The organism is Streptomyces canarius (assembly GCF_014650735.1).
GTDB classification, from domain to species: Bacteria; Actinomycetota; Actinomycetes; order Streptomycetales; family Streptomycetaceae; genus Streptomyces; species Streptomyces olivaceoviridis.
The window spans coordinates 1-26262 of the sequence record NZ_BMVN01000010.1 but is presented as its reverse complement, the minus strand read 5'-3'; the positions used below and the strand labels follow the sequence as shown (position 1 = coordinate 26262).

At 71.7% G+C, this 26262-nt stretch carries 23 protein-coding genes and 5 pseudogenes; 18 read left to right on the top strand and 10 right to left on the bottom strand.

From position 1 onward, the window contains the following. Positions 1-3: 3 nt before the first annotated feature. The 7 genes from ccrA (at position 4) to pssA (ending at position 7754) form a co-directional block, all read left to right on the top strand. Positions 4-1341, top strand: a complete 1338-nt coding sequence (gene ccrA / locus IE294_RS16600; RefSeq protein ID WP_189887092.1) for a crotonyl-CoA carboxylase/reductase — start codon at positions 4-6, stop codon at positions 1339-1341. Positions 1342-1358: 17 nt separating this feature from the next. Continuing rightward, positions 1359-3398: an ethylmalonyl-CoA mutase gene (locus IE294_RS16595; protein ID WP_189886747.1), complete on the top strand. Its 2040-nt coding sequence runs from the start codon at positions 1359-1361 to the stop codon at positions 3396-3398. After that, a complete protein-coding gene (locus IE294_RS16590; RefSeq protein ID WP_014675984.1) occupies positions 3395-4360 on the top strand; it encodes an HpcH/HpaI aldolase/citrate lyase family protein in 966 nt (321 codons plus the stop codon). The genes IE294_RS16595 and IE294_RS16590 overlap by 4 nt, the downstream gene beginning before the upstream one ends. A 5-nt stretch (positions 4361-4365) precedes the next feature. Continuing rightward, positions 4366-4878, top strand: coding sequence for a MaoC family dehydratase (locus IE294_RS16585; protein ID WP_014675983.1), 513 nt, complete (start codon positions 4366-4368; stop codon positions 4876-4878). A 2-nt stretch (positions 4879-4880) separates the two neighbouring features. Further along, positions 4881-6086, top strand: coding sequence for an acyl-CoA dehydrogenase family protein (locus IE294_RS16580; protein ID WP_189886745.1), 1206 nt, complete (start codon positions 4881-4883; stop codon positions 6084-6086). A gap of 170 nt (positions 6087-6256) precedes the next feature. Continuing rightward, a complete protein-coding gene (locus tag IE294_RS16575) occupies positions 6257-6913 on the top strand; it encodes a phosphatidylserine decarboxylase (RefSeq protein WP_189886742.1) in 657 nt (218 codons plus the stop codon). Positions 6914-6935: 22 nt separating this feature from the next. Continuing rightward, a complete protein-coding gene (gene pssA, locus IE294_RS16570; protein WP_014675980.1) occupies positions 6936-7754 on the top strand; it encodes a CDP-diacylglycerol--serine O-phosphatidyltransferase in 819 nt (272 codons plus the stop codon). A gap of 72 nt (positions 7755-7826) precedes the next feature. On the opposite strand, the gene IE294_RS16565 is transcribed toward pssA, so the two are convergent. Then, positions 7827-8963: a glycerate kinase gene (locus tag IE294_RS16565; protein WP_229917184.1), complete on the bottom strand. Its 1137-nt coding sequence runs from the start codon at positions 8961-8963 to the stop codon at positions 7827-7829. Between the two features lie 166 nt (positions 8964-9129). Between IE294_RS16565 and IE294_RS16560 the strand changes: the two genes are divergently transcribed. The 3 genes from IE294_RS16560 to IE294_RS16550 all read left to right on the top strand — a co-directional run bounded on the left by IE294_RS16560 (position 9130) and on the right by IE294_RS16550 (position 11579). Further along, a complete protein-coding gene (locus IE294_RS16560) occupies positions 9130-10203 on the top strand; it encodes an ADP-ribosylglycohydrolase family protein (protein WP_189886740.1) in 1074 nt (357 codons plus the stop codon). A 29-nt stretch (positions 10204-10232) separates the two neighbouring features. Then, positions 10233-10727 (top strand): NUDIX domain-containing protein, encoded by a 495-nt coding sequence (locus IE294_RS16555; protein WP_189886738.1) that lies wholly within the window; start codon positions 10233-10235, stop codon positions 10725-10727. 126 nt (positions 10728-10853) lie between these two features. Then, a complete protein-coding gene (locus tag IE294_RS16550; RefSeq protein WP_189886736.1) occupies positions 10854-11579 on the top strand; it encodes an SIR2 family NAD-dependent protein deacylase in 726 nt (241 codons plus the stop codon). Between the two features lie 48 nt (positions 11580-11627). On the opposite strand, the gene IE294_RS16545 is transcribed toward IE294_RS16550, so the two are convergent. From IE294_RS16545 to IE294_RS16510, 8 genes are all read right to left on the bottom strand, one after another. Beyond that, positions 11628-12119 (bottom strand): methylated-DNA--[protein]-cysteine S-methyltransferase, encoded by a 492-nt coding sequence (locus IE294_RS16545; RefSeq protein ID WP_014675972.1) that lies wholly within the window; start codon positions 12117-12119, stop codon positions 11628-11630. Between the two features lie 14 nt (positions 12120-12133). After that, positions 12134-13612 (bottom strand): DNA-3-methyladenine glycosylase 2 family protein, encoded by a 1479-nt coding sequence (locus IE294_RS16540; protein WP_306433451.1) that lies wholly within the window; start codon positions 13610-13612, stop codon positions 12134-12136. An 88-nt stretch (positions 13613-13700) separates the two neighbouring features. Beyond that, positions 13701-14573, bottom strand: a complete 873-nt coding sequence (locus tag IE294_RS16535; RefSeq protein ID WP_189886734.1) for a methylenetetrahydrofolate reductase — start codon at positions 14571-14573, stop codon at positions 13701-13703. A gap of 558 nt (positions 14574-15131) precedes the next feature. Then, entirely contained in the window at positions 15132-15584 is a 453-nt protein-coding gene (locus tag IE294_RS16530; RefSeq protein ID WP_189886732.1) for a DUF7144 family membrane protein, read from the bottom strand. A 161-nt stretch (positions 15585-15745) separates the two neighbouring features. Continuing rightward, entirely contained in the window at positions 15746-16255 is a 510-nt protein-coding gene (locus tag IE294_RS16525; protein ID WP_189886730.1) for an O-acetyl-ADP-ribose deacetylase, read from the bottom strand. A gap of 21 nt (positions 16256-16276) precedes the next feature. Next, on the bottom strand, positions 16277-17695 hold the full coding sequence (locus tag IE294_RS16520) for a phytoene desaturase family protein (protein WP_175252310.1): 1419 nt from the start codon (positions 17693-17695) through the stop codon (positions 16277-16279). A gap of 87 nt (positions 17696-17782) precedes the next feature. Next, a complete protein-coding gene (locus tag IE294_RS16515) occupies positions 17783-18628 on the bottom strand; it encodes an inositol monophosphatase family protein (RefSeq protein WP_189886728.1) in 846 nt (281 codons plus the stop codon). Positions 18629-18741: 113 nt separating this feature from the next. Next, positions 18742-20559 carry a gamma-glutamyltransferase family protein gene (locus tag IE294_RS16510; RefSeq protein ID WP_189886726.1) on the bottom strand — a complete coding sequence of 606 codons (1818 nt, stop codon included), beginning with the start codon at positions 20557-20559 and terminating at the stop codon, positions 18742-18744. 329 nt (positions 20560-20888) lie between these two features. Here IE294_RS16510 and IE294_RS16505 point away from each other — a divergent pair. The 8 genes and pseudogenes from IE294_RS16505 to IE294_RS47600 all read left to right on the top strand — a co-directional run. Next, positions 20889-21212 (top strand): annotated as a pseudogene (locus IE294_RS16505) (transposase family protein); the annotation flags it as partial. Further along, a pseudogene (locus IE294_RS16500) lies at positions 21208-21549 on the top strand (zinc-binding dehydrogenase); the annotation flags it as partial. The pseudogenes IE294_RS16505 and IE294_RS16500, both read left to right, overlap by 5 nt. A gap of 91 nt (positions 21550-21640) precedes the next feature. Then, a pseudogene (locus tag IE294_RS49670) lies at positions 21641-21928 on the top strand (alpha/beta fold hydrolase); the annotation flags it as partial. A gap of 61 nt (positions 21929-21989) precedes the next feature. After that, positions 21990-22505 carry an alpha/beta fold hydrolase gene (locus IE294_RS49340; RefSeq protein ID WP_306433453.1) on the top strand — a complete coding sequence of 172 codons (516 nt, stop codon included), beginning with the start codon at positions 21990-21992 and terminating at the stop codon, positions 22503-22505. 551 nt (positions 22506-23056) lie between these two features. Then, positions 23057-23839, top strand: coding sequence for an MEDS domain-containing protein (locus IE294_RS16490; RefSeq protein ID WP_189886724.1), 783 nt, complete (start codon positions 23057-23059; stop codon positions 23837-23839). Continuing rightward, positions 23836-24786 (top strand): anti-sigma factor RsbA family regulatory protein, encoded by a 951-nt coding sequence (locus IE294_RS16485; RefSeq protein WP_189886722.1) that lies wholly within the window; start codon positions 23836-23838, stop codon positions 24784-24786. The genes IE294_RS16490 and IE294_RS16485 overlap by 4 nt, the downstream gene beginning before the upstream one ends. Before the next feature lie 157 nt (positions 24787-24943). Further along, positions 24944-25321 (top strand): STAS domain-containing protein, encoded by a 378-nt coding sequence (locus IE294_RS16480; protein WP_189886720.1) that lies wholly within the window; start codon positions 24944-24946, stop codon positions 25319-25321. 89 nt (positions 25322-25410) lie between these two features. Next, positions 25411-25708 (top strand): annotated as a pseudogene (locus IE294_RS47600) (DNA-binding protein); the annotation flags it as partial. 140 nt (positions 25709-25848) lie between these two features. Here IE294_RS47600 and IE294_RS49665 read toward each other — a convergent pair. Beyond that, positions 25849-26110 (bottom strand): annotated as a pseudogene (locus IE294_RS49665) (cupin domain-containing protein); the annotation flags it as partial. Positions 26111-26262 lie beyond the last annotated feature (152 nt).

Sequence of the window (26262 nt, the reverse complement as noted above, 5' to 3'; positions counted from 1 at the left end):
ACCGTGAAGGACATCCTGGACGCGATCCAGTCGAAGGACGCCACGTCCGCCGACTTCGCCGCCCTGCCGCTCCCCGACTCGTACCGGGCGATCACCGTCCACAAGGACGAGACGGAGATGTTCGCGGGTCTGGAAACGCGCGACAAGGACCCGCGCAAGTCGATCCACCTGGACGAGGTGCCCGTGCCCGAGCTGGGCCCGGGCGAGGCCCTGGTGGCCGTCATGGCCTCCTCGGTGAACTACAACTCGGTGTGGACCTCGATCTTCGAGCCGCTGTCCACGTTCGGGTTCCTGGAGCGCTACGGCCGCACCAACGAGCTGGCCAAGCGCCACGACCTGCCGTACCACATCATCGGCTCCGACCTCGCGGGCGTCGTCCTGCGCACCGGCCCCGGGGTGAACGCCTGGAAGCCGGGCGACGAGGTCGTCGCACACTGCCTGTCGGTCGAGCTGGAGTCCTCCGACGGCCACAACGACACGATGCTCGACCCCGAGCAGCGCATCTGGGGCTTCGAGACCAACTTCGGCGGCCTCGCCGAGATCGCGCTGGTCAAGTCCAACCAGCTGATGCCGAAGCCGGCCCACCTCAGCTGGGAGGAGGCCGCCGCTCCGGGCCTGGTCAACTCCACCGCGTACCGGCAGCTGGTGTCCCGCAACGGCGCCGGCATGAAGCAGGGCGACAACGTCCTGATCTGGGGCGCGAGCGGCGGTCTCGGCTCCTACGCCACCCAGTTCGCGCTGGCCGGCGGTGCCAACCCCGTCTGTGTCGTGTCCTCGCCGCAGAAGGCGGAGATCTGCCGGTCCATGGGCGCCGAGGCGATCATCGACCGCAACGCCGAGGGCTACAGGTTCTGGAAGGACGAGCGGACCCAGGACCCGAAGGAGTGGAAGCGCTTCGGCAAGCGCATCCGCGAACTGACCGGCGGCGAGGACATCGACATCGTCTTCGAGCACCCCGGCCGCGAGACCTTCGGCGCCTCCGTCTACGTCACCCGCAAGGGCGGCACGATCACCACCTGCGCCTCGACCTCGGGCTACCTGCACGAGTACGACAACCGCTACCTATGGATGTCGCTGAAGCGGATCATCGGCTCGCACTTCGCGAACTACCGCGAGGCCTGGGAGGCCAACCGCCTCATCGCCAAGGGCAGGATCCACCCGACCCTGTCGAAGGTGTACTCCCTTGAGGACACCGGGCAGGCCGCCCACGACGTCCACCGCAACCTGCACCAGGGCAAGGTCGGCGTGCTGTGCCTCGCCCCCGAGGAGGGCCTGGGCGTGCGCGACCAGGAGACGCGCGCGAAGCACATCGACGCCATCAACCGCTTCCGGAACGTCTGAGAGCCGGGAGGCCATAGATGACAGAGCGTCAGGCGCAAAAGGAAAGGGACCGGCCGTGGCTGATGCGGACGTACGCCGGTCACTCCACGGCGGAGGCGTCCAACGAGCTGTACCGGCGCAACCTCGCCAAGGGCCAGACCGGTCTGTCGGTGGCGTTCGACCTGCCGACACAGACCGGCTACGACCCCGACCACATCCTCGCGCGCGGCGAGGTCGGCCGGGTGGGCGTGCCCGTCGCGCACCTCGGTGACATGCGCCGGCTGTTCCAGGACATCCCCCTGGAGCAGATGAACACCTCGATGACGATCAACGCCACCGCCATGTGGCTGCTGGCGCTCTACCAGGTCGTCGCGGAGGAGCAGGGCGCGGACATCACCAAGCTCCAGGGCACGACCCAGAACGACATCGTCAAGGAGTACCTGTCCCGGGGCACCCATGTGTTCCCGCCGGAACCCTCGCTCCGCCTGACGACGGACATGATCGCGTACACGGTCTCCCACATCCCGAAGTGGAACCCGATCAACATTTGCAGTTACCACCTGCAAGAGGCCGGGGCCACGCCGGTGCAGGAGATCGCGTACGCGATGTCCACCGCCATCGCCGTCCTCGACGCCGTGCGCGACTCCGGCCAGGTACCCGAGGAGCGCATGGGTGACGTGGTCGCCCGTATCTCCTTCTTCGTGAACGCGGGCGTCCGCTTCATCGAGGAGATGTGCAAGATGCGCGCGTTCGGCCGCATCTGGGACAAGGTCACCCGCGAGCGGTACGGCATCGAGGACCCCAGGCAGCGCCGGTTCCGGTACGGCGTCCAGGTCAACTCGCTCGGCCTGACCGAGGCGCAGCCGGAGAACAACGTCCAGCGGATCGTGCTGGAGATGCTGGCGGTCACCCTCTCCAAGGACGCACGCGCGCGTGCCGTGCAGCTTCCCGCCTGGAACGAGGCGCTGGGCCTGCCCCGGCCCTGGGACCAGCAGTGGAGCCTGCGCATCCAGCAGGTCCTCGCCTACGAGAGCGACCTGCTGGAGTACGACGACATCTTCGAGGGCTCGAAGGTGGTCGAGGCGAAGGTGGACCAGTTGGTCGAGGACACCCTCGCGGAGATCGACCGCATCCAGGAGATGGGCGGCGCGCTGGCCGCCGTGGAGTCCGGCTACCTCAAGTCGCAGCTGGTCGCCTCACACGCCGAGCGCCGGGCCCGGATCGAGTCCGGCGAGGAGAAGATCGTCGGCGTCAACGTCTTCGAGGGCACCGAGCCCAACCCGCTCACGGCCGATCTGGACACCGCCATCATGACGGTCGACCCGGCGGTCGAGGCCCGCGTCGTCGAGTCCCTCCGGTGCTGGCGGGACACCCGTTACCAGCCGCCCTTCAACCACCCGCGCCCCTGCAAGGCGCTGGAGCGGCTGAAGGAGGCCGCCAAGGGCACCGACAACCTGATGGAGGCCACGCTGGAGTGCGCCCGCGCCGGGGTCACCACCGGCGAGTGGGCGGGCGCCCTGCGCGAGGTGTTCGGCGAGTACCGGGCGCCCACCGGGGTCTCCTCCGCGCCGGTGGCCGTCGCCGCCGAGCCCGGCTCGGCGCTCGCCGAGGTCCGCGCCAGGGTGGACGCCACCGCCCGCGAGCTGGGCGTCGCCCGCTTGCGCTTCCTGGTCGGCAAGCCGGGCCTGGACGGGCACTCCAACGGCGCCGAGCAGATCGCCGTCCGCGCGCGGGACGCCGGCTTCGAGGTGGTGTACCAGGGCATCCGGCTGACGCCCGAGCAGATAGTGGACGCGGCCCTGGCCGAGGACGTGCACGCCGTGGGCCTGTCGATCCTGTCCGGCTCGCACGCCCGGCTGGTCCCCGATGTGCTCCAACGGCTGCGTGTGGCCGGTGCCACAGATATACCGGTGGTCGCCGGTGGCATCATCCCAGGCGGTGACGCCGAGCAGCTGAGGCGGGCGGGAGTGGCCGCCGTCTTCACCCCGAAGGACTTCGACATCACCGGGATCATCGGCCGCATCGTCGACGAGATCCGCACAGCGAACAAGCTCGACCCCCTGGAGGTCCCCGCATGACGACCCCTGTCAACCGCCTTCGCCCGCGGCGCTCCTGCCTGGCCGTACCGGGCAGCAACCCGCGCTTCCTGGAGAAGGCGCAGGGCCTCCCCGCGGACCAGGTCTTCCTGGACCTGGAGGACGCGTGCGCGCCGCTCGCCAAGCCCGAGGCGCGGCACACCATCGTCAAGTTCCTCAACGAGGGCGACTGGACGGGCAAGACGCGCGTGGTCCGGGTCAACGACTGGACGACCGAATGGACGTACCGGGACGTCGTCACGGTGGTGGAGGGCGCGGGCCCGAACCTGGACTGCATCATGCTGCCGAAGGTGCAGAACGCCCAGCAGGTCGTCGCCCTGGACCTGCTGCTGACGCAGATCGAGAAGACGATGGGCTTCGAGGTCGGCCGGATCGGCATCGAGGCGCAGATCGAGAACGCGCAGGGCCTGAACAACGTCAACGAGATCGCGCAGGCCTCCCCGCGCGTGGAGACCATCATCTTCGGCCCGGCCGACTTCATGGCCTCCATCAACATGAAGTCCCTGGTCGTGGGCGAACAGCCGCCCGGCTACCCGGCGGACGCCTACCACTACATCCTGATGAAGATCCTGATGGCCGCCCGCGCCAACGACCTCCAGGCGATCGACGGCCCCTACCTCCAGATCCGCAACGTCGACGGCTTCCGCGAGGTCGCCGGCCGCGCCGCCGCGCTGGGCTTCGACGGCAAGTGGGTACTGCACCCGGGTCAGGTCGACGCCGCCAACGAGGTCTTCTCGCCCTCGCAGGAGGACTACGACCACGCCGAGCTGATCCTCGACGCGTACGACTACTACACGTCCGAGGCGGGTGGCAAGAAGGGCTCCGCGATGCTCGGCGACGAGATGATCGACGAGGCCAGCCGCAAGATGGCGCTGGTCATCGCCGGCAAGGGCCGCGCCGCCGGCATGCGGCGCACCAGCACGTTCGAGATCCCGGAGGCGTGACGGCGATGCAGTTCGGACGCACGTACGAGGAGTTCGAGGTCGGGGCGACGTACAAGCACTGGCCGGGCAAGACGGTCACGGAGTACGACGACCACCTGTTCTGTCTCCTCACCATGAACCACCACCCGCTCCACATGGACACCAACTACGCCGAGAAGACGACCGACTTCGGCAAGAACGTGGTGGTCGGGAACTACGTCTACTCCCTCCTGCTCGGCATGTCCGTCCCGGACGTCTCCGGCAAGGCGATCGCCAACCTGGAGATCGAGTCGCTCAGGCACGTGGCGCCGACCTTCCACGGCGACACGGTCTACGGCGAGACGACCGTGCTGGACAAGTGGCCGTCGAAGTCGAAGAACGACCGCGGGATCGTCTACGTCGAGACCAAGGGCTACAAGCAGGACGGCACCCTGGTGTGCGTCTTCCGCCGCAAGGTGATGGTGCCCACCGAGACGTACATCAAGGAGCGCGGCGGCGAGCAGCCGGGCCGCCCCGAGCTCAAGGAGCAGGAGAAGTAGCCATGGCCCGTCTCGCCCAGACCGCCGGTCTGACCGACGTCCAGCAGGAGATCCTCTCCACCGTCCGGGACTTTGTCGACAAAGAGATCATTCCGGTCGCGACCGAGCTGGAGCACCGCGACGAGTACCCGCAGGCAATCGTGGACGGCCTGAAGGAGCTCGGCCTCTTCGGCCTGATGATCCCCGAGGAGTACGGCGGCCTGGGCGAGTCGCTGCTCACCTACGCGCTGTGCGTGGAGGAGATCGCCCGGGGCTGGATGTCGGTGTCCGGCATCATCAACACGCACTTCATCGTCGCGTACATGCTCAAGCAGCACGGCACGCAGGAGCAGAAGGACCACTTCCTGCCGAGGATGGCGGCCGGCGACGTCCGGGGCGCCTTCTCGATGTCGGAGCCCGGACTGGGCTCCGACGTGTCGGCGATCACGTCGAAGGCGGTCAAGGACGGCGACGAGTACGTCCTGAACGGTCAGAAGATGTGGCTGACGAACGGCGGCACGTCCTCGCTCGTGGCCGTACTGGTCCGCAGTGACGAAGGACACCCCGAGGGCACGGCGCCGCACAAGTCGATGACGACCTTCCTGATCGAGAAGGAGCCGGGCTTCGGCGAGGTCCGCCCGGGCCTCACCATCCCCGGCAAGATCGACAAGATGGGCTACAAGGGCGTCGACACGACCGAGCTGATCATGGACGGACTGCGCGTTCCGGCCGATCGGGTGCTCGGCGGGGTCACCGGCCGAGGTTTTTACCAAATGATGGACGGCGTCGAGGTCGGCCGCGTCAACGTGGCGGCGCGTGGCTGCGGCGTCGCCCAGCGCGCCTTCGAACTGGGGGTCCGCTACGCCCAGCAGCGGCACACGTTCGGCAAGCCGATCGCCCAGCACCAGGCCATCCAGTTCAAGCTGGCGGAGATGGCGACCAAGGTCGAGGCCGCGCATGCGATGATGGTCAACGCGGCACGCAAAAAGGATTCCGGGGAACGAAACGACCTCGAAGCGGGGATGGCGAAGTACCTCGCCTCCGAGTACTGCAAGGAGGTCGTGGAGGATGCCTTCCGGATCCACGGCGGCTACGGCTTCTCCAAGGAGTACGAGATCGAGCGCCTCTACCGAGAGGCCCCGATGCTGCTCATCGGTGAAGGTACCGCCGAGATCCAGAAAATGATCATCGGGCGCAGGCTGCTCGAAGAGTATCGATTCCACGGCTGATTGTCCGGGTACGGGGTGTTTTCTTCGAGAAGAAGATCACACCCCGTAGACACTCTTCAGCCGCCGACTCGGCTTCCTGGCTTGCCCAGTTGTGGCCCGCGACCGGTACGATCCCGGGAAAGCCGCCGTCCCCCGTCAGAGCGCGGCATCATCCGCTACGAAGGTCATCCATGCCCCACAGCCAAACCTCTGCACCTCGCGACAGCCGAGTCGGCGTACGCCTCGCGCGCGGAGCATCGCCGTGGCTTCTCCCGACCGTCGCCACCGCAGCCCTCAGCCTGGCCCGCGCTCGCCGCTCGGGCGTCGCCAAGGCCGTCGCCGTGCCCGCCACCGCGCTCGCGGCGGGCATGCTGTGGTTCTTCCGCGACCCCGAGCGCGAGATCGCCCAGGGCCAGGTCATCTCGCCCGCCGACGGTGTGGTGCAGAGCATCATGCCGTGGAAGGACGGGCGTACCCGCGTCGCCATCTTCATGAGCCCGCTCAACGTCCACGTCAACCGCGCGCCCCTCGCGGGCACCGTGACGTCCGTCGAGCACATCCCCGGCGGCTTTGTTCCGGCTTTCAACAAGGAGAGCGAGAACAACGAGCGCGTAGTCTGGCATTTCGACACCGAACTCGGCGACATCGAGATGATCCAGATCGCCGGCGCGGTGGCCCGCCGCATCGTTCCCTACGTCCCCCAGGGCACGAAGGTCGAGCAGGGCGACCGCATCGGTCTGATCCGCTTCGGCTCGCGTGTCGACCTCTACCTGCCCGAGGGTGTGGAGGTCGCTGTCGAGGTCGGCCAGAAGACCGTGGCTGGGGTGACTCGCATTGACCGTGATTGATCCGGAGACCCAGGCGGGCTGGGTGCCCGAGGCCGACGAGGTGGACGACGAGGAGGAGATGCCTCTTTCTCTCCGCCTGTCGATAGCGGACACCCTCACGCTGGGCAACGCCACGTGCGGCTTCATGGCGGTGTACTTCACCACCACCGGCATCCTGATCCCGCACCTCACCGGCAGCCAGGAGTCCGGCATGGCCCGCCACAGCGCGGCCACGGCGGTCATCCTGATGCTCTGCGCGGCGGTCTTCGACCTGTTCGACGGGCTGGTGGCCCGCAAGCTGCGCTCGTCGCCGATGGGCGCGGAGCTGGACAACCTGTCCGACCTGATCAGCTTCGGTCTGGCCCCCGCGTACTTCGTCCTCGTCTACGGCATGGTCGCGGACGACGCGCACCAGCGGGTGGCGGCGGTGGGCGCGATCGTGGTGCTGCTGGCCGTGGTGCTGAGACTGGCCCGCTTCAGCTGCGTGACGATGAAGGACGGCATGTTCCAGGGCATGCCCTCGCCGTTCGGCGCGCTGACGGTCGTCTCGATCGTGCTGCTGGAGCTCCCGTTCGTGGCGACCCTGCTGGCGATCCTCGGGACCGCGTGGCTGATGGTGAGCCGGGTGGAGTACCCGAAGCCCCGGGGACGCCTCGCGGGCGCGATGCTCTCCTGGATCGTGCTGTCGATGGGGCTGCTGGCGGCCTGGGCCTTCGACGCGCCCAGCGGACAGCTGCTCCTCCAGACGGGCTGCGCACTGCAACTGGTGATGGGCGCGGTGATTCCGCTGTTCGCCACGGCTCGACGGGTGAACAACTTCCGCGACAACCGTCGTGAGGCACGGGCCGCGCAGTTGCCGTAGCGGTACGTGGACGAGGGGCCCCCTGCCCGGGTCGGGTAGGGGGCCCCTCGTCTGTGCGGCCGATCAGAGGCCTCAGGCCAAGTGGTCCTCGGCCAGCCGCGCGGCGACCCGTTCCAGGATCGGCCCCGCGTCCGCGATGCACCGGGCGACGTCCGGCTCGACGGATGTCAGGGGGTAGGCCCGCGAGATCCCGGCCCCGAGCAGCGCCTCCGCAGGCAGCGCCAGCCGCCCGCACACCGCCACGACCTCCTTGCCCGCCGCCCGCGCCGCCGCGGCGACCCCCGCCGGTGCCTTGCCGTGCAGCGTCTGCTCGTCCAGCGACCCCTCCCCGGTGATCACCAGCGAGGCCCGCTCCAGGGCGGGCGCGAAGCCCAGCACGTCGAGCATCACCTCGATACCGGGACGGAACCGCGCACCGAGCAGCAGGGCCCCGTATCCGATGCCCCCGGCGGCCCCCGCACCCGGCGCCGCCGCGTACTCGGCGGCGCGCGGCCCGGCCTCCGCCTCCAGCACCTTCGCGAAGTGGGCCAGCGCGGCGTCCAGCGTCTCCACGTCGTCCGGCGAGGCCCCCTTCTGCGGGCCGTACACCGCCGGCGCGCCCTTCGGGCCGGTCAACGGGTTGTCGACGTCGCTGGCCAGCACCAGCTCGACCGAGGACAGCCGCGGGTCGAGGCCGGACAGGTCCGCGCGGGCGAGGTCGGCGAGTCCGCCGCCGCCCGGCGACACCGGCTCGCCCTCCTCGGTCAGGAACCGCGCGCCCAGCGCGGACAGCATGCCCGCGCCGCCGTCCGTCGTGGCGCTGCCGCCGACGCCGAACACGATCGTCCGCGCGCCCGCGTCCAGCGCGGCCCGCAGCAGTTCCCCGGAGCCGTACGTCGAGGCGGTCAGCGGCGCGAAGAGCCCGGCCGGCAGCCGCTGCAAGCCGCTCGCCTCGGCCATCTCCACCACCGCGGTGCCGCCGCGCAGCGCGAACGCGGCCGTGACCTCCTCGCCGAGCGGCCCGGCGACCCGCACCTCCCGGCGCTCGAAACCGGCCGCGACCGCCGCGTCCACGGTCCCGTCGCCGCCGTCGGCCACGGGCAGCGCCTCCACCTGAAGATCCGGCACGACCCGGCGCAGCCCGGCCGTCACCCGCTCGGCGACCTGCACGGCCGTCAGCGAGCCCTTGAACTTGTCCGCGGCGATGAGCACCCGACGGGTCTCGTTCACTCCAGCGTCCGCCACCTTGTCTTCCCCTTGCTCTCCGGGCCCCGCGCACGTCAGGGCCAGTCGCGCCGCTGTGACCATAACCGCAGGGCACCCCCGCCGTCATGCCCCGCCCGAACCCTGGTCGAGCCGCTGGGAGCCGGCTGGGCAAAGTGGGTACACCCCTGCCATGAGCACCCAGCGCACCGGTCCGGACCTCGCCGACCGCGTCCACGGCGGCTGGCTCGGCCGGATCGCGGGCAACATGCTCGGCAAGCCGGTCGAGCAGGGCGAGGTGTGGACGCGCGACCGCATCGACCGCTATCTGCGCCGGGCCGCGGCCCTGCCGCTGACCGACTACCTGCCCGAGCCGGCGGACGCGGACGAGGCCGCCGTACTGCGCCCGGAGTGGCGCGCTTGCGTGCGCGGCCGGATCCACGGCAGCTGCCGGGACGACGACGTCGACTACGCGATCCTCGGCCTGCACCTGCTGGAGACCCACGGCTTCGGCTTCAGCACCGAGCAGGTCGGCGAGCTGTGGCTGCTCAGGCTGCCGTACCTCCAGACGTTCACGGCGGAACGGGCCGCGTACCGGAACCTCGCGAACGGGCTGAAACCGCCGCTGACGGCGACGTACGACAACCCGTACCAGGAGTGGATCGGCGCGTTGATCCGCGCCGACGTCTACGGTTGGACCTGCCCCGGCGACCCCGTCCGGGCCGCCGGGCTGGCCCGCCGGGACGCGGTGCTCTCGCACACCGGCAACGGCGTGTACGGCGCGATGTGGGCCGCCGCGCTGATCTCGGCGGCGTTCACCGCCCCGACCGTGCGGGACGCCCTGGACACCGCGCTCTCGGTCGTCCCGGCGAGCAGCCGCCTGGCCCGGACCGTGCGGCGGGTGACGGGCCTGCACGAGGCGCGGCTGCCGTGGGAGGAGACCCTGGCCACGGTGTCCGCGGAGACCGCGGGGCTCGGCTGGATCCACACGGTCCCGAACGCCGCCGTCCTCACCGCCGGACTGCTGTACGGCGACGGCGACTTCACCCGGACCGTCGCCCTGACCGTGCGCGGCGGCCTGGACACCGACTCCAACGGGGCGACGGCCGGTTCGGTGGCCGGGGTCCGCACCGGGGCGGAGGCCATTCCGGCGCGCTGGCGGGACCCGCTGGAGGACACGGTGCGCAGCGCGGTGTTCGGCTTCGACGGCGTACGGATCAGCGCGCTGGCCGAACGCACCGTGCGCCTGGCGACGAGCGGGACGTAGCCGGCGGCCGGCTGGTTACCCTTCCCCCCATGACCACGACCCAGGATTTCGCCGCGTACATCGCGAGCCTGCCCCGTGTCCTCGCCGGGGCCGCCGCCCTCTTCCGGGACGCCGGGGGGCGGGTGCTGCTCGTCGAACCCAACTACCGTGACGGCTGGGCCCTTCCGGGCGGGACCATCGAGTCCGACGACGGTGAGACGCCGCGCCAGGGCGCCCGCCGGGAGACGCTGGAGGAGATCGGGCTCGACCGCGAACTCGGCCGGCTGCTGGCCGTGGACTGGGTGCACGGCGCGGGCCGGCCGCCGCTGGTGGCGTACCTGTACGACGGCGGTGTCCTGACCGAGGACGAGCTGAAGGCCATCCGTCTCCAGGAGGAGGAACTGCTCTCCTGGCGCCTGGTCGCCCGCGAGGACCTCACCGCCCATCTGCCCGGGGCGCTCGGCCGCCGGGTGCTGGCCGCGCTGGACGTCCTCGCGGACGGCTCCGGGACGGCGGAACTGGAGAACGGCCACCGGGTGGCCTGACCGCCCGGTCACCTGGCCATGCGGGGACGCCGGCACCGGGGACCGTGCCATGGGACCGTCTCGCCGGTCCCGTCCCCGCGGTTATCCGTTCGCGGCGGGCACGCCGCCCGCCCTACCCTCGATGCCATGGCCAAGCCCCTCGTCGCCCTGCTCAGCGGGGCCGGTATCTCCACCGACTCCGGCATCCCGGACTACCGCGGGCCGAACGGGCTGTGGCGGCGCGATCCGGAGGCCGAGAAGCTCGTGACGTACGAGTACTACATGACGGACCCGGAGATCCGGCGGCGGTCCTGGCGGATGCGCCGCGAGAACCGGACGCTGCGGGCCGAGCCGAACGCGGCGCACCGGGCCGTCGCCGAGCTGGAGAGGTCCGGCGTGCCGGTCCGGGTCATCACCCAGAACGTGGACGGCCTGCACCAGCTCGCCGGTATGCCCGCCCGCAAGGTGCTCGAACTCCACGGCAGCGCCCGGGGCGTGGTGTGCACCGGGTGCGGGGCCCGGGGGCCGATGGAGGACGCCCTCGCCCGGGTGGAGGCCGGCGAGGCGGACCCGCCGTGCCTGGAGTGCGGCGGCATCCTGAAGTCGGCGACGGTGATGTTCGGCGAGCGGCTGGATCCGGTGGTCCTCGGGCAGGCCGTCGCCGTCACCAAGGCCTGCCAGGTGTTCATCGCCGTGGGCAGCAGCCTCCAGGTGCAGCCCGCCGCCGGCCTGGCCGGCGTGGCCGCCGACCACGGCGCACGCCTCGTCATCGTGAACGCCGAACCCACGCCCTACGACGACCGGGCCGACGAGATCGTCCGGGAACCGATCGGCACCGCGCTGCCCGCACTCCTGCGCACGCTGGGCGACTGAGCACGCCGGGCCGGCGCCGGTCGGCGGGGCCGGCGCCGGTCGGCGGGGTCAGAACAGGGCGGTTCCCCGTTCGAAGTCCAGCAGGCGGCGTTTGCGGTCGAGGCCGCCGCCGTAGCCGGTGAGGCTGCCGTCGGAGCCGATCACGCGGTGGCAGGGCACGATGATGCCCACGGGATTGCGGCCGTTGGCGAGGCCGACGGCGCGGGAGGCCCGGGGGTTGCCGAGGGCGTCGGCCAGTTCGCCGTAGGTGCGGGTCTCGCCGTACGGGATGGCGGTCAGCTGCTGCCAGACGCTGCGCTGGAACGGTGTGCCGTGCAGGCCGAGCCGGACGGTGAACTCCTTGGTCTCGCCCGAGAAGTACGCCGTCAACTGCTCGGCCGTCTCGGCGAAGACGGGCAGGGAGTCGTCGCGCGGGCCGAACCTCTCCTCGCCGGGGCGGTGCCGCTGGTCCACCATGTACAGGCCGCACAGGGCGCCGTCGGCGTCGGCGACGAGGGTGAGCGGACCGTACGGGCTGTCGGTCACGGTGTGGTGGTTCATCGGAGTCGAGTCCTTCAGGCCGGGAGGAAGTTGATCGGGTGGCTGTCCGTCGCCCACAGGTACTGCACCGCGTACGACCGCCAGGGCCGCCACATCTGCGCGCGGGCGGTGAGTGCGGCCGGGGTGGCCGGCAGGCCCAGTTCCTTCGCGGCGCGCCGTATGCCGAGGTCGGTGGGGAGGAAGGCGTCGGGGTCGCCGAGGGCGCGCATGGCGATGACGTCCACCGTCCAGGGCCCGAAGCCGGGCAGCGCGAGGAGCCGGGCCCGCGCCTCGGCCCAGTCGGCCTCCACGCCCAGGTGCAGTCCGCCGTCGGCGAGTTCGCGGACGAGGGTGGTGAAGGTGGTGCGCCGGGTGCGGGGCATCGCCAGGGTCTCGGGGTCGACGCCGGCCAGCGCCTCGGGTGAGGGGAAGAGGTGCGTGAGGCCGCCTTCGGGGTCGTCCAGGGGCTTGCCGTGCGCGGTGACCAGGCGGGCCGCGTGGGTGCGGGCGGCGGCCGTGGAGACCTGCTGCCCGAGCACGGCCCGGACGGCGAACTCGGCCTCGTCGACCGTGCGCGGCACCCGCCGGCCCGGGGCCCGGTCGACCAGGGGGGCCAGGGACGGGTCGGTGCGCAGGTGGCCGTCGACCGCCACCGGGTCGGCGTCCAGGTCGAGCAGGCGGCGGCAGCGGCTGATGGCCACGGTCAGATCGCGCAGGTCGCTGAGGGTGAGGCGGCAGGCGATGTGGTCGGGGCGGGGTGCGAGCGCGGCGATGCCGTGGCCGTACGGCAGCCGCAGGGTGCGGCGGTAGGCGCCGTCGCGCCACTCCTCGACACCGGGGACGGCGGTGGCGGCGAGGTGGCCGAAGAGGTTGGACGGGTTGAGCGGGGCGCGGAACGGCAGCCGCAGGGTGACCACGCCGGGGGTGCCCGCGCCGCTCTTCGGCGCCCGGGCGCGCAGCTCGCTCGGGGACAGGGCGAAGACCTCGCGGACGGTGTCGTTGAAGGCGCGGACGGAGGCGAAACCGGCCGCGAACGCGATCTCCGCCATCGGCAGGGCCGTGGTCTCGATGAGCAGCCGCGCGGTCTGGGCCCGCTGCGCGCGGGCGAGCGCGAGGGGGCCGGCGCCCAGCTCGGCGAGCAGCTGGCGCTCCACCTGCCGGGTGCTGTAGCCGAGCCGGGCGGCGAGTCCGGGCACGCCCTCGCGGTCCACGACCCCGTCGGCGATCAGCCGCATGGCCCGGGCCACGAGGTCGGCGCGCGCGTTCCACTCCGGGGAGCCGGGGCTGGTGTCGGGGCGGCAGCGCTTGCAGGCCCGGAACCCGGCCTGCTGGCAGGCGGCGGCGCTCGGGTAGAACGTCATGTTCTCCGGCTTGGGCGGCACGACCGGGCAGCTCGGCCGGCAGTAGATCCGGGTGGTCAGGACGGCCGTGAAGAACCATCCGTCGAACCGCGCGTCCTTGGACCGCACGGCGCGCACGCAGTGCTCCCGGTCGTGGTGCATCCCTGTCTGCATGCGCCCAGCATGGCCCACCGCACGCCCCGGTCGCTGGCGAAAATCCGACATCAACGTGGGCCTGGCCAGGGCCCCCGACCGCTCGATCTCATGATCGAGCGGTCTGCCGCTCCTCGCTGATCCGTTCGGATCCCTGCCGGAAGCGGGTGATCCAGTCGGCGGTGGTCCGCAGGCCGCCGAACGTGTAGAAGTGCACCTTCACCGTGCCGTGCCGGGCCGGGTCGTACCGGTCGGCCAGTGCGTGCAGGAAGCGGTCCGGGCCGGCCGTGCCCATGAGATTGGTCAGCGAGAAGCCGTATTTGCGGGCCACGGAGGCGCTGGTGCCGACGCCGAACCGGCCGGCGTAGCGCAGCAGCCGGCGCACCCCCGCGGGTCCGGGGACGCCGACGCGGACGGGCAGGTGCACGCCCCGCGCGCGCAGGGCCTCCAGCCAGGCGAGCACCGGGTCGGCGTCGAAGCCGAACTGGGTGATGACGTCCCCGGTGAACCGGTCCGCGCCGATGGCCGCCGCTTTGTCCGTGAGCGCCGGCCACAGCAGCCGGTCGGCTATGCCGGGGTGGCCCTCGGGATAGCCGGCGATGCCGACGTGCCGGACGCCGTGGCGCCGCAGCAGCCCGGTGCGCAGGACGGCGAGGGCGTCCTCGTAGGGCCCCTCGGGGCGGGCCGGGTCGCCGCCGACGACGAACACGTTCCCGGCGGTGCCGTCGGCCGCCAGCCCGGCGAGGAACTCCTCCAGGGCGGTACGGGAGGGCAGACGGCGCGCGGAGATGTGCGGTACGGGGACGAAACCGAGCCGTTTGACCGCGCGGGCGGCGCTCAGCCGCGTACCGGTGTCCTCGCCGGCCAGGAACGTGATGTTGATCCGGGTGCCGGGCGGGACGCTGTCCCGCGCCTCCTCCAGCCCGGGCACGTCCTTGCCGGTCATCTCCAGGGAGAAGTCGTCCAGCAGCGCGGGGTCCATCGTGCTCCTCGTACTCCTCGTGCCGTGCGGACGGCTCACCGCGGCCCCCACGGCTGCGGTCGGGGACCGCGCCGATGATGCCACGTGCAGGCGCGGAGCCCGTGAGCAGGGGCCGGGAGCGGCTGCTGGACGGGGGCGGGGGCGCGGGCCGGGGCGCTGGTGGGCGGAGGCCGGGAGCGGCCGGTGGGCGGAGGCCGGGAGCGCGGGCCGGGAGCGGCTCTTGGATGGGGTCCTGGTTTGTGGCCCGGGGCCGCTGCCGGACGGGGGCCGGGAGCCCGGCCGGGAGCGGCCGGTGGGGCGGCGTCGGGGCGCGGCCAAGGCTGGGGACCTGGATCGCATTGTGTCGGCGGGCCCGGGGTCCTGGTTCGCGGGCCGGGAGCAGCTGCTGGATGGGGCCGGGGGCGCGACCCGGGGCGGCTCTTGGACGGGGTCCTGGTTTGTGGCCCGGGGCCGCTGCCGGACGGGGCCGGGAGCGACCCGGGGCGGCTCTTGGGCGGGGGCCGGGAGCCCCCGGCCTGCGGGTCGGCGTGATGGAGGCGTGCCGGGCGCCGCGGGGGTTCAGGCCGCCGCTTCGCGGTGTGACGCGAGCGCCCAGAGCACGAAGACGTCGATCGCCAGCAGGACCAGTGACCAGACGGGCGCGTACGGCAGGAACAGGAACTGCGTGATGAGGCTGAACGCGACGAGGACCAGGCCGACGATGCGGGCCCAGGCCATGCCCATGAGCAGGCCGACGCCCGTCGCCAGGACCAGGGCGCCGATGACGATGTGGATCGTGCCCCAGCCGGTGAGGTTCATCTTGTAGATGTAGCTGCCGATGCGGTAGTAGACGGCGTCCCCGGCGACGGCGGCGATCCCCTGGAAGAGGGCGAGGAGGCCGCTGCACATCATCAGGACTCCGGCGAACGTGACGCCGCCGGTCGCCCAGGCGCCACCCCGGGCGCCGGGCTGCCGCGGCGGCCACGAGCCGCCCGGACCGGTCGGTCCGCTGGGCTGCGCTGCCTGGCTCATGAGCGTGTCCTTTCTGCCTCCCCGTTCGTTCGGATCCCGCGCGCTCGCGGGGAGCACGTGGGGCACTCCGAGCGTTGGCCAGGCAGCCGCCGGGCGCACCGAGGGATACGCCGTTCGGGTGAGCCGGCCGAGCGGTTCGGGTCGGTCGGCGGCGGCGTCCGTCAGCCGGCCTGCCGGGCGAACGCCTCGTACGCCCGTTCGTCGAAGAGCACGAACCGCGCCTCCTCCACCGCCGTCGGCGTGTTCCGTACGGTCTCCACCGCGATACGGGCCGCGTCCTGCATCGGCCAGCGGTAGACGCCGGTGGAGACGGCCGGGAAGGCGACGGTCCGGGCACCGAGTTCGTCGGCGACGCGCAGTGCCTCGCGGTAGCAGGAGGCGAGCAGGCCGGAGCGGTCCTCGGTGGCGGACCAGACGGGTCCCACGGTGTGGATCACCCAGCGGGCGTCCAGTTCGCCCGCCGTGGTGGCGACCGCCCGGCCCGTGGGCAGGCCCTTTCCGTACCGGGAGGCGCGCAGGGCGCGGCACTCCTCCAGGATGGCGGGGCCGCCCCGGCGGTGGATCGCGCCGTCCACGCCTCCGCCGCCGAGCAGGGAGGAGTTCGCCGCGTTGACGATGGCGTCGGCGTGCTGCCGGGTGATGTCGCCCTGGACGAGGGTGATGGCGGTCATGTCTGCCTCAGTCGATGTCCGTCAGGTCTGTCTCAGTCTCCGCCAGACGGCCTTGGCCGCGTTGTGTCCGGACATGCCGTGGACACCGGGTCCGGGCGGGGTGGCCGAGGAGCAGATGAAGACGGCCGGGTGGGGGGTGTGGTACGGGAACAGGGTCGGCTTGGGGCGCAGCAGCAGTTGGAGTCCGGAGGCCGCGCCGCAGGCGATGTCGCCGCCGACGTAGTTGGCGTTGCGGGCGGCCATCTCGGCGGGTCCGGCGGTGGCGCGGGCGAGCACGCGGTCGCGGAAGCCGGGGGCGAAGCGCTCGAGCTGGCGTTCTATGGCGTCCGTGAGGTCGCCGGACCAGCCGTTGGGCACATGGCCGTAGGCCCAGAAGACGTGCTTGCCCTCGGGGGCGCGGGACGGGTCGACCAGGCTGGGCTGCACGGTGATCATGAACGGTCTGTCGGGGGCGCGCCCCTCGCGGGAGGCGGCGCGCAGGGCGGTGCCGATCTCGGCCTGGCTCGCGCCGATCTGGACGGTGCCGGCGGTGCGGGCCTCGGGCGCGGTCCAGGGCACGGGGCCGTCCAGCGCGTAGTCGATCTTGAAGACGCCGGGGCCGTAGCGGTAGCGCGCGTAGTGGTCGCCGAAGCCGGCGATCCGGGCGAGCGCGGCGGGCGAGGTGTCGAAGACGTACGCGCGCGCGGGCGGCAGGTCGTCGAGGCGCTTGACCTCGTAGTCGGTGTGCACGGCGCCGCCGAGGTCGGTCAGGTAGGCGGCGAGGGCGTCGGAGATGGCCTGGGAGCCGCCGCGGGGCACCGGCCAGCCGCGGGCGTGGGCGGACAGGGCGAAGACCAGTCCGATGGCGCCCGTGGCCAGGCCGTTCAGCGGCGCCATGACATGGGCGACCAGGCCCGCGAAGAGGGTCTTGACCCGCTCGTCCTTGAAGCGGCGCATCAGCCAGGTGGACGGCGGGAGCCCGGCCAGGCCGAAGCGGGCCAGGGTGACGGGGTCGCGGGGCAGCGCGGTCAGCGGCAGGGACATGAAGTCCCGGACCAGGGTGTCCCAGTGGGCGAGGAGCGGCTCGACCAGCCTGCGGTACGCGCCCGCGTCGCGCGGGCCGAAGGAGGCGGCGGTCTCGGCGACCGAGCGGGAGAGCACGGCCGCGGTGCCGTCCGGGAACGGGTGGGCCATGGGCAGCGGGGCGTGCAGCCATTCGAGGCCGTACCGGTCGAGCGGCAGGGCGCGGAACGCCGGGGAGTTGATGCCGAGGGGGTGCGCGGCCGAGCACGGGTCGTGCCGGAAGCCGGGCAGGGTCAGCTCCTCGGTGCGGGCGCCGCCGCCGACGGTGGACTTCGCCTCGAACAGGGCCACGGAGAAGCCGCGGCGGGCCAGCTCCACGGCTGCGGTCAGTCCGTTCGGCCCCGCACCCACCACGACCGCATCGAGCATCGACGGCACCTTCGGACCCCTTCGTCAGCCGACGGCCATTCGGGATCAGGATATGCCGGGGGTCTGACACCGCCCCGGCCCGGGTGGTCCCGGGGGTCAGGACGCGGTGCGCAGCAGGTCCGCGACCCGGCGGGCGGTGGCGGCGTCCCGGGCGGCGGTGAACGGCAGGGCGTTGCCGCCGGTGACGCGGAACGGCTCGCCGGTCAGCGTGAGGTGCGTGCCGCCCGCCTCCTCGACCAGGAGCAGACCGGCCGCGTGGTCCCAGGCGGCCTCCCAGGAGAACGCGACGGCGTCCAACTCGCCCCGGGCCACGGCGAGGTACTCCAGGCCCGCCGAGCCGCACACGCGCGGGGCGAGGCCGTCGGTCCACAGGGGGCGCAGGGCGCGCTTCTGCTCGTCGGTGGTGTAGTCCGGGTGGGAGGTGGCGACGACGAGGTCCCGGCCGGGCGCGGGCGGGCCCGCGAACAGCCGCTCGCCGTCGAGGAAGGCGCCCTGGCCGCGGACGGCGGTGGCGAACTGGTCGCGCGCCGCCGCGTAGGTCCAGGAGGCGATCACGACGCCCCGCTGGACGAGCGCGACCAGGGTGCAGAAGCCGTCGTCGCCGTGCACGAACTGGCGGGTGCCGTCGACCGGGTCGACGATCCACACCGGTACGTCGTCCTGGAGCGCCCGGTACACCGCCGGGTCGGCGTGCACCGCCTCCTCGCCGACGACCACCGAGCCGGGCAGCAGGGCGCCGAGGTCCTCGGTGAGCCGCAGCTCGGCGAGGCGGTCGGCGTCCGTCACCAGGTCGTGCGGGCCGCTCTTCTGGTCGACCTCGTGCGCGGCGAGGCGGCGGAAGCGGGGCAGGATCTCGGCCGCGGCGGCCTTGCGGACCGCTTCCTCCACGTCGGCCGAGCAGCGGGCGAGAAACTCGTCGATGGTCTCCGTCTCTTCGATCATGCCTCCCATAAGAGCACGTCCCACTGACAATCCCCGCCCCCATTCGGTGCACTCGGGGTGGAATCGGGGTGAAGAGCGGGGATCGGCACCGCCCGCCGGGCCGGGCACGGCCGTCAGCGGCCGACGGCGTATCCCTGCATGCCGCGCGGATTGGCCGCGGCCGACAGGACGCCGGTCTCCGGGTCCCGGGCCACCGCGCACAGCCGCCCCTCGGACCAGGCGGGACCCACGGTGACGTCGTGGCCGCGCCGCCGCAGCTCCTCGATCACCCCGGCGTCCATGCGGGACTCCACGGTCACGCCGCCGGCCTGCCGGCCGCGCGGGTGGAAGGAGCTGGGGTGGTTGTCGTTGTGCCAGTTGGGGGCGTCGACGGCGCCCTGGAGGTCGAGGCCGCCGCGGACGGGGGCGCGCAGGGAGGCGGCCAGGAAGAAGTGCAGCTGCCACTGGTCCTGCTGGTCGCCGCCGGGCGTGCCGAACGCCATGACCGGCACGCCGTCGCGCAGCGCGAGGGACGGGGTGAGGGTGGTGCGGGGGCGGCGGCCGGGGGTGAGGGAGCCCGGCAGGCCCTCCTCCAGCCAGGTCATCTGCAAGCGGGTGCCGAGCGGGAAGCCCAGTTCGGGGACGACGGGGTTGGACTGGAGCCAGCCGCCGCTGGGCGTGGCCGCGATCATGTTGCCCCAGCGGTCGACGACGTCCAGGTGGCAGGTGTCGCCGCGGGTCGTGCCGTCGGCGGCGACCTCGGGCTCGCCGGGCAGCCCGGCGACGGTCGGTTCGCCGGCGCCCATCGGGTCGACGCCGTGCGCCGCGCCGGCCGGCACGCGCGCGTGTGCCCGCGCGGGCAGCCGCGGGGTACGGCCGCCGGGGCTGCCGGGGCGCAGCTCGTGGTCCGCCTTCTCGCCGACGAGGGCCCGCCGGGCCGCGTTGTACTCGTCCGACAGCAGGTCCGCGAGTGGCACCTCGGCGGCGTCCCCGTACCAGGCCTCGCGGTCGGCCATGGCGAGCTTGCAGCCCTCGATCAGCAGGTGGACGTAGTCGGCGGAGCCGTAGGCGGGCAGCTCGGGCGGGAGCAGGGCGAGCTGCTGGAGCAGCACCGGGCCCTGGCTCCAGGGGCCGGCCTTGCACACCGTCCAGCCGTTCCAGTCGTACGTCACCGGGGTCTCGTAGGTCGCCGACCAGCCGGCGAGGTCGGCCTCGGTGAGGGTGCCGGTGTGCCGCTCGCCGCTGGTGTCCAGGGTGGGCCGGCGGGACTGCCGTACCAGGGCCTCGGCGATGAAGCCGGAGCGCCACACCTCGCGCGCGGCGTCGATCCGGGCCTCCCGGCCGCCCGCGCGGGCGGTCTCGGCCAGCAGCCGCTTCCAGGTGGCGGCCAGGGCGGGGTTGCGCAGCAGCGTGCCGGGGCGGGGTGCCCGGCCGCCCGGCAGGTACAGCTCCGCCGAGGACGTCCACTCGGTCTCGAACAGCCGCCGTACGCTCTCGACGGTCAGGCCGACGTTCTCCACGGACGCGTGCCCGTGCTCGGCGTAGCCGATGGCGTACTTCAGGACGTCGTCCAGGGATTTGGTGCCGTGGTCGCGCAGGAGCAGCAGCCAGGCGTCGAAGGCACCGGGCACGGCGGCGGCGAGCGGTCCGGTGCCCGGTACGAGGTCCAGCCCGAGCCCCCGGTAGTGGGCCACCGTCGCGCCCGCCGGGGCCACGCCCTGTCCGCACAGCACGCGCACCGCACCGCCCGCCGGGGCGAGCAGGACCGGGACCTCGCCGGCCGGCCCGTTGAGGTGCGGCTCCACGACGTGCAGCACGAACGCCCCGGCCACGGCCGCGTCGAACGCGTTGCCCCCGTCCTCCAGCACCGCCATCGCCGACTGGGAGGCGAGCCAGTGGGTGGAGGACACCATGCCGAAGGTGCCCTGGAGGGTGGGGCGGGTGGTGAACATACGGCCTCTCACCTCGTTGTTTGCGCGCATCGGTCCGTCCGATCGGCGCTCAGGAACCGTCCTGGGGAGAATCTGGGGAGTTCGAGCCAGGACCCGCGTTCCCCCGGTCACCGAGCAGGCTATCGATCGCCTTGCGTCCCATCTCCCCTGCCTCAAGCACCATAGAGGCGTAGGTGTGGCGCAGCACATGGAACCCGTCTTTCGGCGCCGCCTGCCACTGAGCCCTTTCCAACCTGTCTCTGGTGTCTCGGTAGTTGGGCTGGCAACGTGATGAAGCCCCTGGTGGATGGGTTTTCGACCAAGAGAACCGTCTCCACCAGAGGCTTCACGTGCTTGTCTGCCCGTCCGGGCTGGACGTGTCCAGCTCTGCCCTCCGTTTCCTCGCGCAGCAGCTGCGGCGGCACCGCCGTGCGATCGGTTCCCGCTGGCGACGGCTGAGCGCCGGCCGCCAGGCCCTGCCCACGCTCGCCCACCTGCGGATAGGCCACACGTATGCCCAGCTCGCGGCTGGATTCGGTGTCGGAACCACCACCGCCTACCGGTGTGTCACCGAGACCGCCGACCTCCTGGCCGCCCTCGCACCCACCCTGGCCGACGCCGTCCACGCCGCGTCGACGAAGGCGTACCTGCTCCTGGACGGCACGCTGCTCCCTGCGCGTTCTCAAGCCCGGCGGCACAGCCATCAGCGTCGCGGGCCCGCCCGACCCGGCCTTCGCCCGCGAACTGGGCGCGAACCCGATCCTCCGCCTGGCCATGACAGCCCTCGGCTTCACAGCCCGGCGCAACGCCAAGCGCCACGGTATGACGTACTCGTTCCTGTTCATGAAGGCCAGCGGCAACCAACTGCGCGAACTCACCCCCCTCATCGACACCGGGAAGGTCCGTCCCGTCATCGACCGCGTCTTCCCGTTCGAGCAAACCCTCCAGGCCATGGAGTACGTGGAAAAGGGGCGGGCAAAGGCCGGCAATGCCGTCGTCGCAATGACGTAAGGGCGGTGACGAGTCGCAGGCGCCCGTCACCTCCGACAACCACAAGTCCCTGAACACCCCGCTCCCCGCCACACCACCTGAGGACCCGGCCGTGAGCACGCCGCCCAGCTCCCCCGCCCCGACGTCGCACGAGAACACCCCGAACCGCTCCGTTTCCGTGCGTGGCGTGATCTTCGTCTACCGGCAGCTCGGCCCGGACGACGGCGTACCACTGATCCTCCTCAACCACCTGTCCGCAGTCCTGGACAACTGGGATCCCCGCGTCGTCGACGGACTCGCCGCCCGGCGCCCGGTGGTCACCTTCGACAAGCGCGGCGCCGGCGCGTCCGGCGGCACCACACCTGACACGATCGAGGCGATGGCCCGCGACACCGTGCTGTTCATCCGGGCCCTCGGGTACGACAGGGTCGACCTGCTCGGCCTGTTGATGGGCGGGCTTCATCACCCAGGTCATCGCGGCAGAAGAACCCGATCTTGTACGCAAGCTCATCCTCGCCGGCACGGGACCCGCCGGAGGCCCCGGCATCGACAAGGTCACCAGCCTCACCGTCAAGGACACCATCAAGGCCGTCCTGACCCGCAAAGACCCCAAGCGGTACCTCTTCTTCACCGGCACCGCGGATGACCGCCGAGCGGCCCACGCCTTCCTGGCCCGGCTGAAGGAACGCACGGACGACCGCGACGAAGCCATCTCGCTCTCATCATTCCGCGCCCAGCTCAAGGCCATCCACCACTGGGGCCGCCAGGCACCGGCCGACCTGTCGCGCATCCACCAACCGGTCCTGGTGGCCAACGGTGAGAGCGATCGCATGGTCCCGAGCGTCAACTCAGTCGACCTGGCGGCCCGACTGCCCCAGGGCGAACTCGAACCCCTCTACCCCGACGCCGGACACGGCGGGATCTTCCAGCACCACGACAGATTCGTCCCGCGGGCGCTTGAATTCCTGGAACCGTAGCCAGCCGCCTGGCAGGCCCAGGCCCCTGCCCCGCACCCACGAATCCGTCCTCGCACATCGCCACCATGAACGGTGACCTCGGCTCCGGCCGGCAGTCCATTCGCTGCTTCGCCGCGCCCTCGGCCCGGCCACCCCCTCTGCCGTGGGCCGGGGCGGGCCTGTAGACGGCGGGACCATCGTCTACGTGACCGCCCGTCTGGGCGGTGAGGAGCCAACGAGTGTGGTCCCATCGCGCACTGCCCGTAAGACAGCAAGCTGATGCGCTCGTGCAGACCGCCCTCGACCTGCCGGCCTGAATGCCGATGCTTGTCCCGACGGCCAGGTCAGGCTCAAGGAATCTCTGGTGGAGGTCGGATCCCAGAGGGCCGGACAGCAGATCCACACGGAGGGGTACGAAGTCCTCAAGGCGCTGCGGAGACCTTCCGAGGCCGACGCCTGGTCGCCAGGCCGGTGGCAGCCGGACGAGGTGGCGAGCACCGCCCCACGCCCTGGGGAGTGTGCGGGAGGAAATCACGAGAGCAGTAGAGTGAGGGAGGAGCGAGGGAGGAGTAGTGAGAGCGCCGCGCGTACTGCCAACCCTGGACGAGGTGGACATGGGCGATCATGTCTGCCACCTGTTGGATCGTGCCGATGACGTCATCGACCGCAGCCGGGCTTTCGTTGCGGACGGTGCGTTGCACGGCGACAAGGTCGTGATCGTCGGCCCCGCTCCGCGGGCGGAAAGCGAGTTCGCGCCGCTTGTACTGGACCCTGCCCGGTTGCAGGGTTCTCTTCTCTCCGTGGTGCGGCGGGAGGCGGCCGCCGCCGACCGGGAGGGATTCCGCTCGCTTCGCGTGCTGCACCACGTCGTGCCCGGACCTCGCGCGGACCGGAACGGGGAGTGGCTGCGCAGCGAGCTCGATCTGGAGGAGTTCGCCGCCGACACCGGAGCCATGGTGGTCTGCGCCTACAGCGGTGCTGACTGGGACCTGCCGGCTCTGCAACAGATCAGTTGTGTGCATCCTCATCATCTGGGCAGCCGCCCGGTCTCCCCCGCCTTCCGGGTGTACCGAACCGAGCTGGAAGGCTGGAAGGTGACCGGGACCGTCGACAGCGACGGCGCGGCGGCCTTCGGCACCATCCTGTGCACCCTCCTCGCTCACACGCCGACCGTGCGTCTGCTCTGCCAGACCCTGGAGTTCTTCGATGCCGCCGGGATGAGCGCACTGGCCGATGCCGCCAGGCACCTTCCGGATCGCAAGGTCATCCTGGAAGGCACCAACGAGACCGTGCGGCTCGCCTGGAAGCTGTCCGGCTTCGCGATTCCCGACGTTCCGGTGGTGATGACGCCGTGACCTCCTCTTCGTCCACACCCCTCGAAGGCACGGGATACCGGCACGAGCTGTACCCGTACTCGGGCAGCGATGAATTCGTCGCGGGCGCATTGGGTTTCATCCAGGAGGCGCTCGCCGGTGACGAGGCCGTCGTCGTGGCCGTGCCGCAGGAAAAAGCGTCATTGCTGCGTGCGGAGATCCGTGAGAACGACACCGTGCGCTATGTCGACACCAGCCGGGTGGCGCGTCATCCGGGGCGGCTCATCGCTGCCTGGCAAGAATGGATCAAGGAACACGTCTCGGAGGGGCGGCCCGTCCGCGGGATCGGCGAATCCCCCTGGGACCAGGTCCGCACTGCTGCCGAGGCTGAGGAACTGCGCTACCACGAGTGGCTGCTCAACAGGGCGTTCGCCCAGGGCCCGGCATGGTGGCTGTTGTGCCCCTACGACGTCGCACGCGACCAGGCCGCCCTGACCCAGATGGCACGCTGCCATCCCCAGATCCGCAGAGACGGCCGGACGGTGCTGAGCGAGGACTACGACGCGCACGCAGCGTATGCCTTCGCTGCCCTCACCGACCCCTGCGACCCGTACGACGAGTTCCGCTACAGCAGCGGCGACCTGCCCGCCCTCCGAGAGAAGATCTCTGCCTGCGCCGAACAGCACGGACTGACCGGTCGGCGCCTGCGCGAACTGCACCTGGCAGCGACAGAGGTGGCCACCAACAGCATCCGCCACGGCGGCGGACAAGGCGTGCTGCGCACCTGGAGCGAGGAACGACGGCTCATCTGCGAGTTCCGCGACGCCGGCTACCTGGACGACCCACTGGCCGGACGTACGATGCCGACCCCGAGACAGGTGGGTGGACGCGGGCTGTGGCTCGTCCACCAGCTCTGCGACCTGGTCGAGATCCGGTCCACACCGGACGAAGGGACCACGATCCGCCTGCACACCGAGCTGCCCGGCTAAGCCCGCTGGTGTCAACGGTCTGCTCACCGGCCCGGCGCTTGAAGGCACGCTTGACCTATGTCGCTCCAGGGTATGCGGGGTGGTGTCGCCGGGCGGCGACAAACAGAAAGGCGCCGGTGGCACGGGCATAAGCCATGGGGACGGGAGTCGGTTCTCGATGCTGAGGGTGCGTGTACGGCACGCGGACACGACGGTTGTCCGGCTGCCGACCGAGGTCGACTACGACAACGCCTCCGACATCGGCGCCCGGTGCGAAGACCTGATCAAGGAGGGCTGCGGCACCCTCGTACTCGACGCCTCCGAAGTGCAGTACCTCGACTCCTCGGGCGTCAGCATGATCATCACGCTGTCCCGCGCGCTCGACAACCATGCCGGCACCCTGCGCCTCGCCGCCCTCAGCGACCACTACCAGCAGGTGTGGCGCCTCCTCGGCCTTGGCACGCTGCTCCCCGTCTTCCCCACCGTGCACGCTGCGCTCGACGGGCGCGTCACAGGCGCCTGCGCTGATACCTCGGAGTCACTCGACCACGCCTGAAACCAAAACCCGGACAAACGGCATGTGGACGAGCCACCACCTTCGCTCATCGCGTCTGCGAGCCGCTCAGATCCGCGCCGTCGGTGTCCTGCCCGCTGCGCCGCCTGGTGTCCCTGGTCCTGCCTCGCCCGGCGGACTGGGCCGTAACAACCGGATCACCGAGCATGACAAGGTGTGGCGCACCGCCGTGGTGCAGGGCGACGGCGACACCCTGGTCCCCCATGTGGACCTCGAAGGGCCTATGCCACCGATCCCGTAGGAATCCGTGATGCCTCTGTCCAAGCTCTGCGAGGTGTCACTTCCAGCCTGGCCGGCCCCAACACCTACCGACCGGTACCGGACTCCGGCATCACGGCCGAGCAGCACCGCCTGTTCGAGACCACCGGCCGTGGCGGTCACGGGAGCGGCCAGCGCTGTCGGCGGCTACGCCCTCCAGCTGGCCAAGGCAGACGGGCTAGCTCCGGTGGTCGCTGACGCGGCGCCGACAGACGAGCGGTTGGTGAGGGGGCTCGGCGCCGACGTGGTCCTGTCGCGAGGACGCCGTGCCAGTGCTCCTCATCGGGCGGGCACTTGACCGTCTGGCCGGCGCTGGCGCGTACGACGTGGCCGTCGCGGGTGCCGACGAGACCGACGCCGTCGGTGAGGCAGAGGGTCTGACCGTTGGCGTGGGAGTGCCAGCGGGTGCGGGCGCCGGGTGAAGCGGACCAGGGCGGTCGCCGACCGGGCCGGCTCGGCGGGGGTCTCGATCATGTTGAGGTAGACGTCGCCGGTGAAGCGCTCGGGGCCGGCCCGGTGGGCCGGTGATGAGGCTGGACATCAGGAACGACTCGTCGCCGAGTTTCACCTCGTGCACGTCCGCGTCCGGCCCCGGACGCCTCCCGGGCTGTGGCTCAGGCGTCGATGATGACGGGGATGATGAGGGGTTTGCGGCGGTGGGCGCG

Bases quoted from the DNA above. Each gene is read 5' to 3' on its own strand.
- IE294_RS16595 (WP_189886747.1), top strand. From the start codon at position 1,359: ATGACAGAGCGTCAGGCGCAAAAGGAAAGGGACCGGCCGTGGCTGATG.
- IE294_RS16590 (WP_014675984.1), top strand. From the start codon at position 3,395: ATGACGACCCCTGTCAACCGCCTTCGCCCGCGGCGCTCCTGCCTGGCC.
- IE294_RS16585 (WP_014675983.1), top strand. From the start codon at position 4,366: ATGCAGTTCGGACGCACGTACGAGGAGTTCGAGGTCGGGGCGACGTAC.
- IE294_RS16580 (WP_189886745.1), top strand. From the start codon at position 4,881: ATGGCCCGTCTCGCCCAGACCGCCGGTCTGACCGACGTCCAGCAGGAG.
- IE294_RS16575 (WP_189886742.1), top strand. From the start codon at position 6,257: ATGCCCCACAGCCAAACCTCTGCACCTCGCGACAGCCGAGTCGGCGTA.
- IE294_RS16560 (WP_189886740.1), top strand. From the start codon at position 9,130: ATGAGCACCCAGCGCACCGGTCCGGACCTCGCCGACCGCGTCCACGGC.
- IE294_RS16555 (WP_189886738.1), top strand. From the start codon at position 10,233: ATGACCACGACCCAGGATTTCGCCGCGTACATCGCGAGCCTGCCCCGT.
- IE294_RS16550 (WP_189886736.1), top strand. From the start codon at position 10,854: ATGGCCAAGCCCCTCGTCGCCCTGCTCAGCGGGGCCGGTATCTCCACC.
- IE294_RS16545 (WP_014675972.1), bottom strand. From the start codon at position 12,119: ATGAACCACCACACCGTGACCGACAGCCCGTACGGTCCGCTCACCCTC.
- IE294_RS16540 (WP_306433451.1), bottom strand. From the start codon at position 13,612: ATGCAGACAGGGATGCACCACGACCGGGAGCACTGCGTGCGCGCCGTG.
- IE294_RS16535 (WP_189886734.1), bottom strand. From the start codon at position 14,573: ATGGACCCCGCGCTGCTGGACGACTTCTCCCTGGAGATGACCGGCAAG.
- IE294_RS16530 (WP_189886732.1), bottom strand. From the start codon at position 15,584: ATGAGCCAGGCAGCGCAGCCCAGCGGACCGACCGGTCCGGGCGGCTCG.
- IE294_RS16525 (WP_189886730.1), bottom strand. From the start codon at position 16,255: ATGACCGCCATCACCCTCGTCCAGGGCGACATCACCCGGCAGCACGCC.
- IE294_RS16515 (WP_189886728.1), bottom strand. From the start codon at position 18,628: ATGATCGAAGAGACGGAGACCATCGACGAGTTTCTCGCCCGCTGCTCG.
- IE294_RS16510 (WP_189886726.1), bottom strand. From the start codon at position 20,559: ATGTTCACCACCCGCCCCACCCTCCAGGGCACCTTCGGCATGGTGTCC.
- IE294_RS16480 (WP_189886720.1), top strand. From the start codon at position 24,944: ATGCTGAGGGTGCGTGTACGGCACGCGGACACGACGGTTGTCCGGCTG.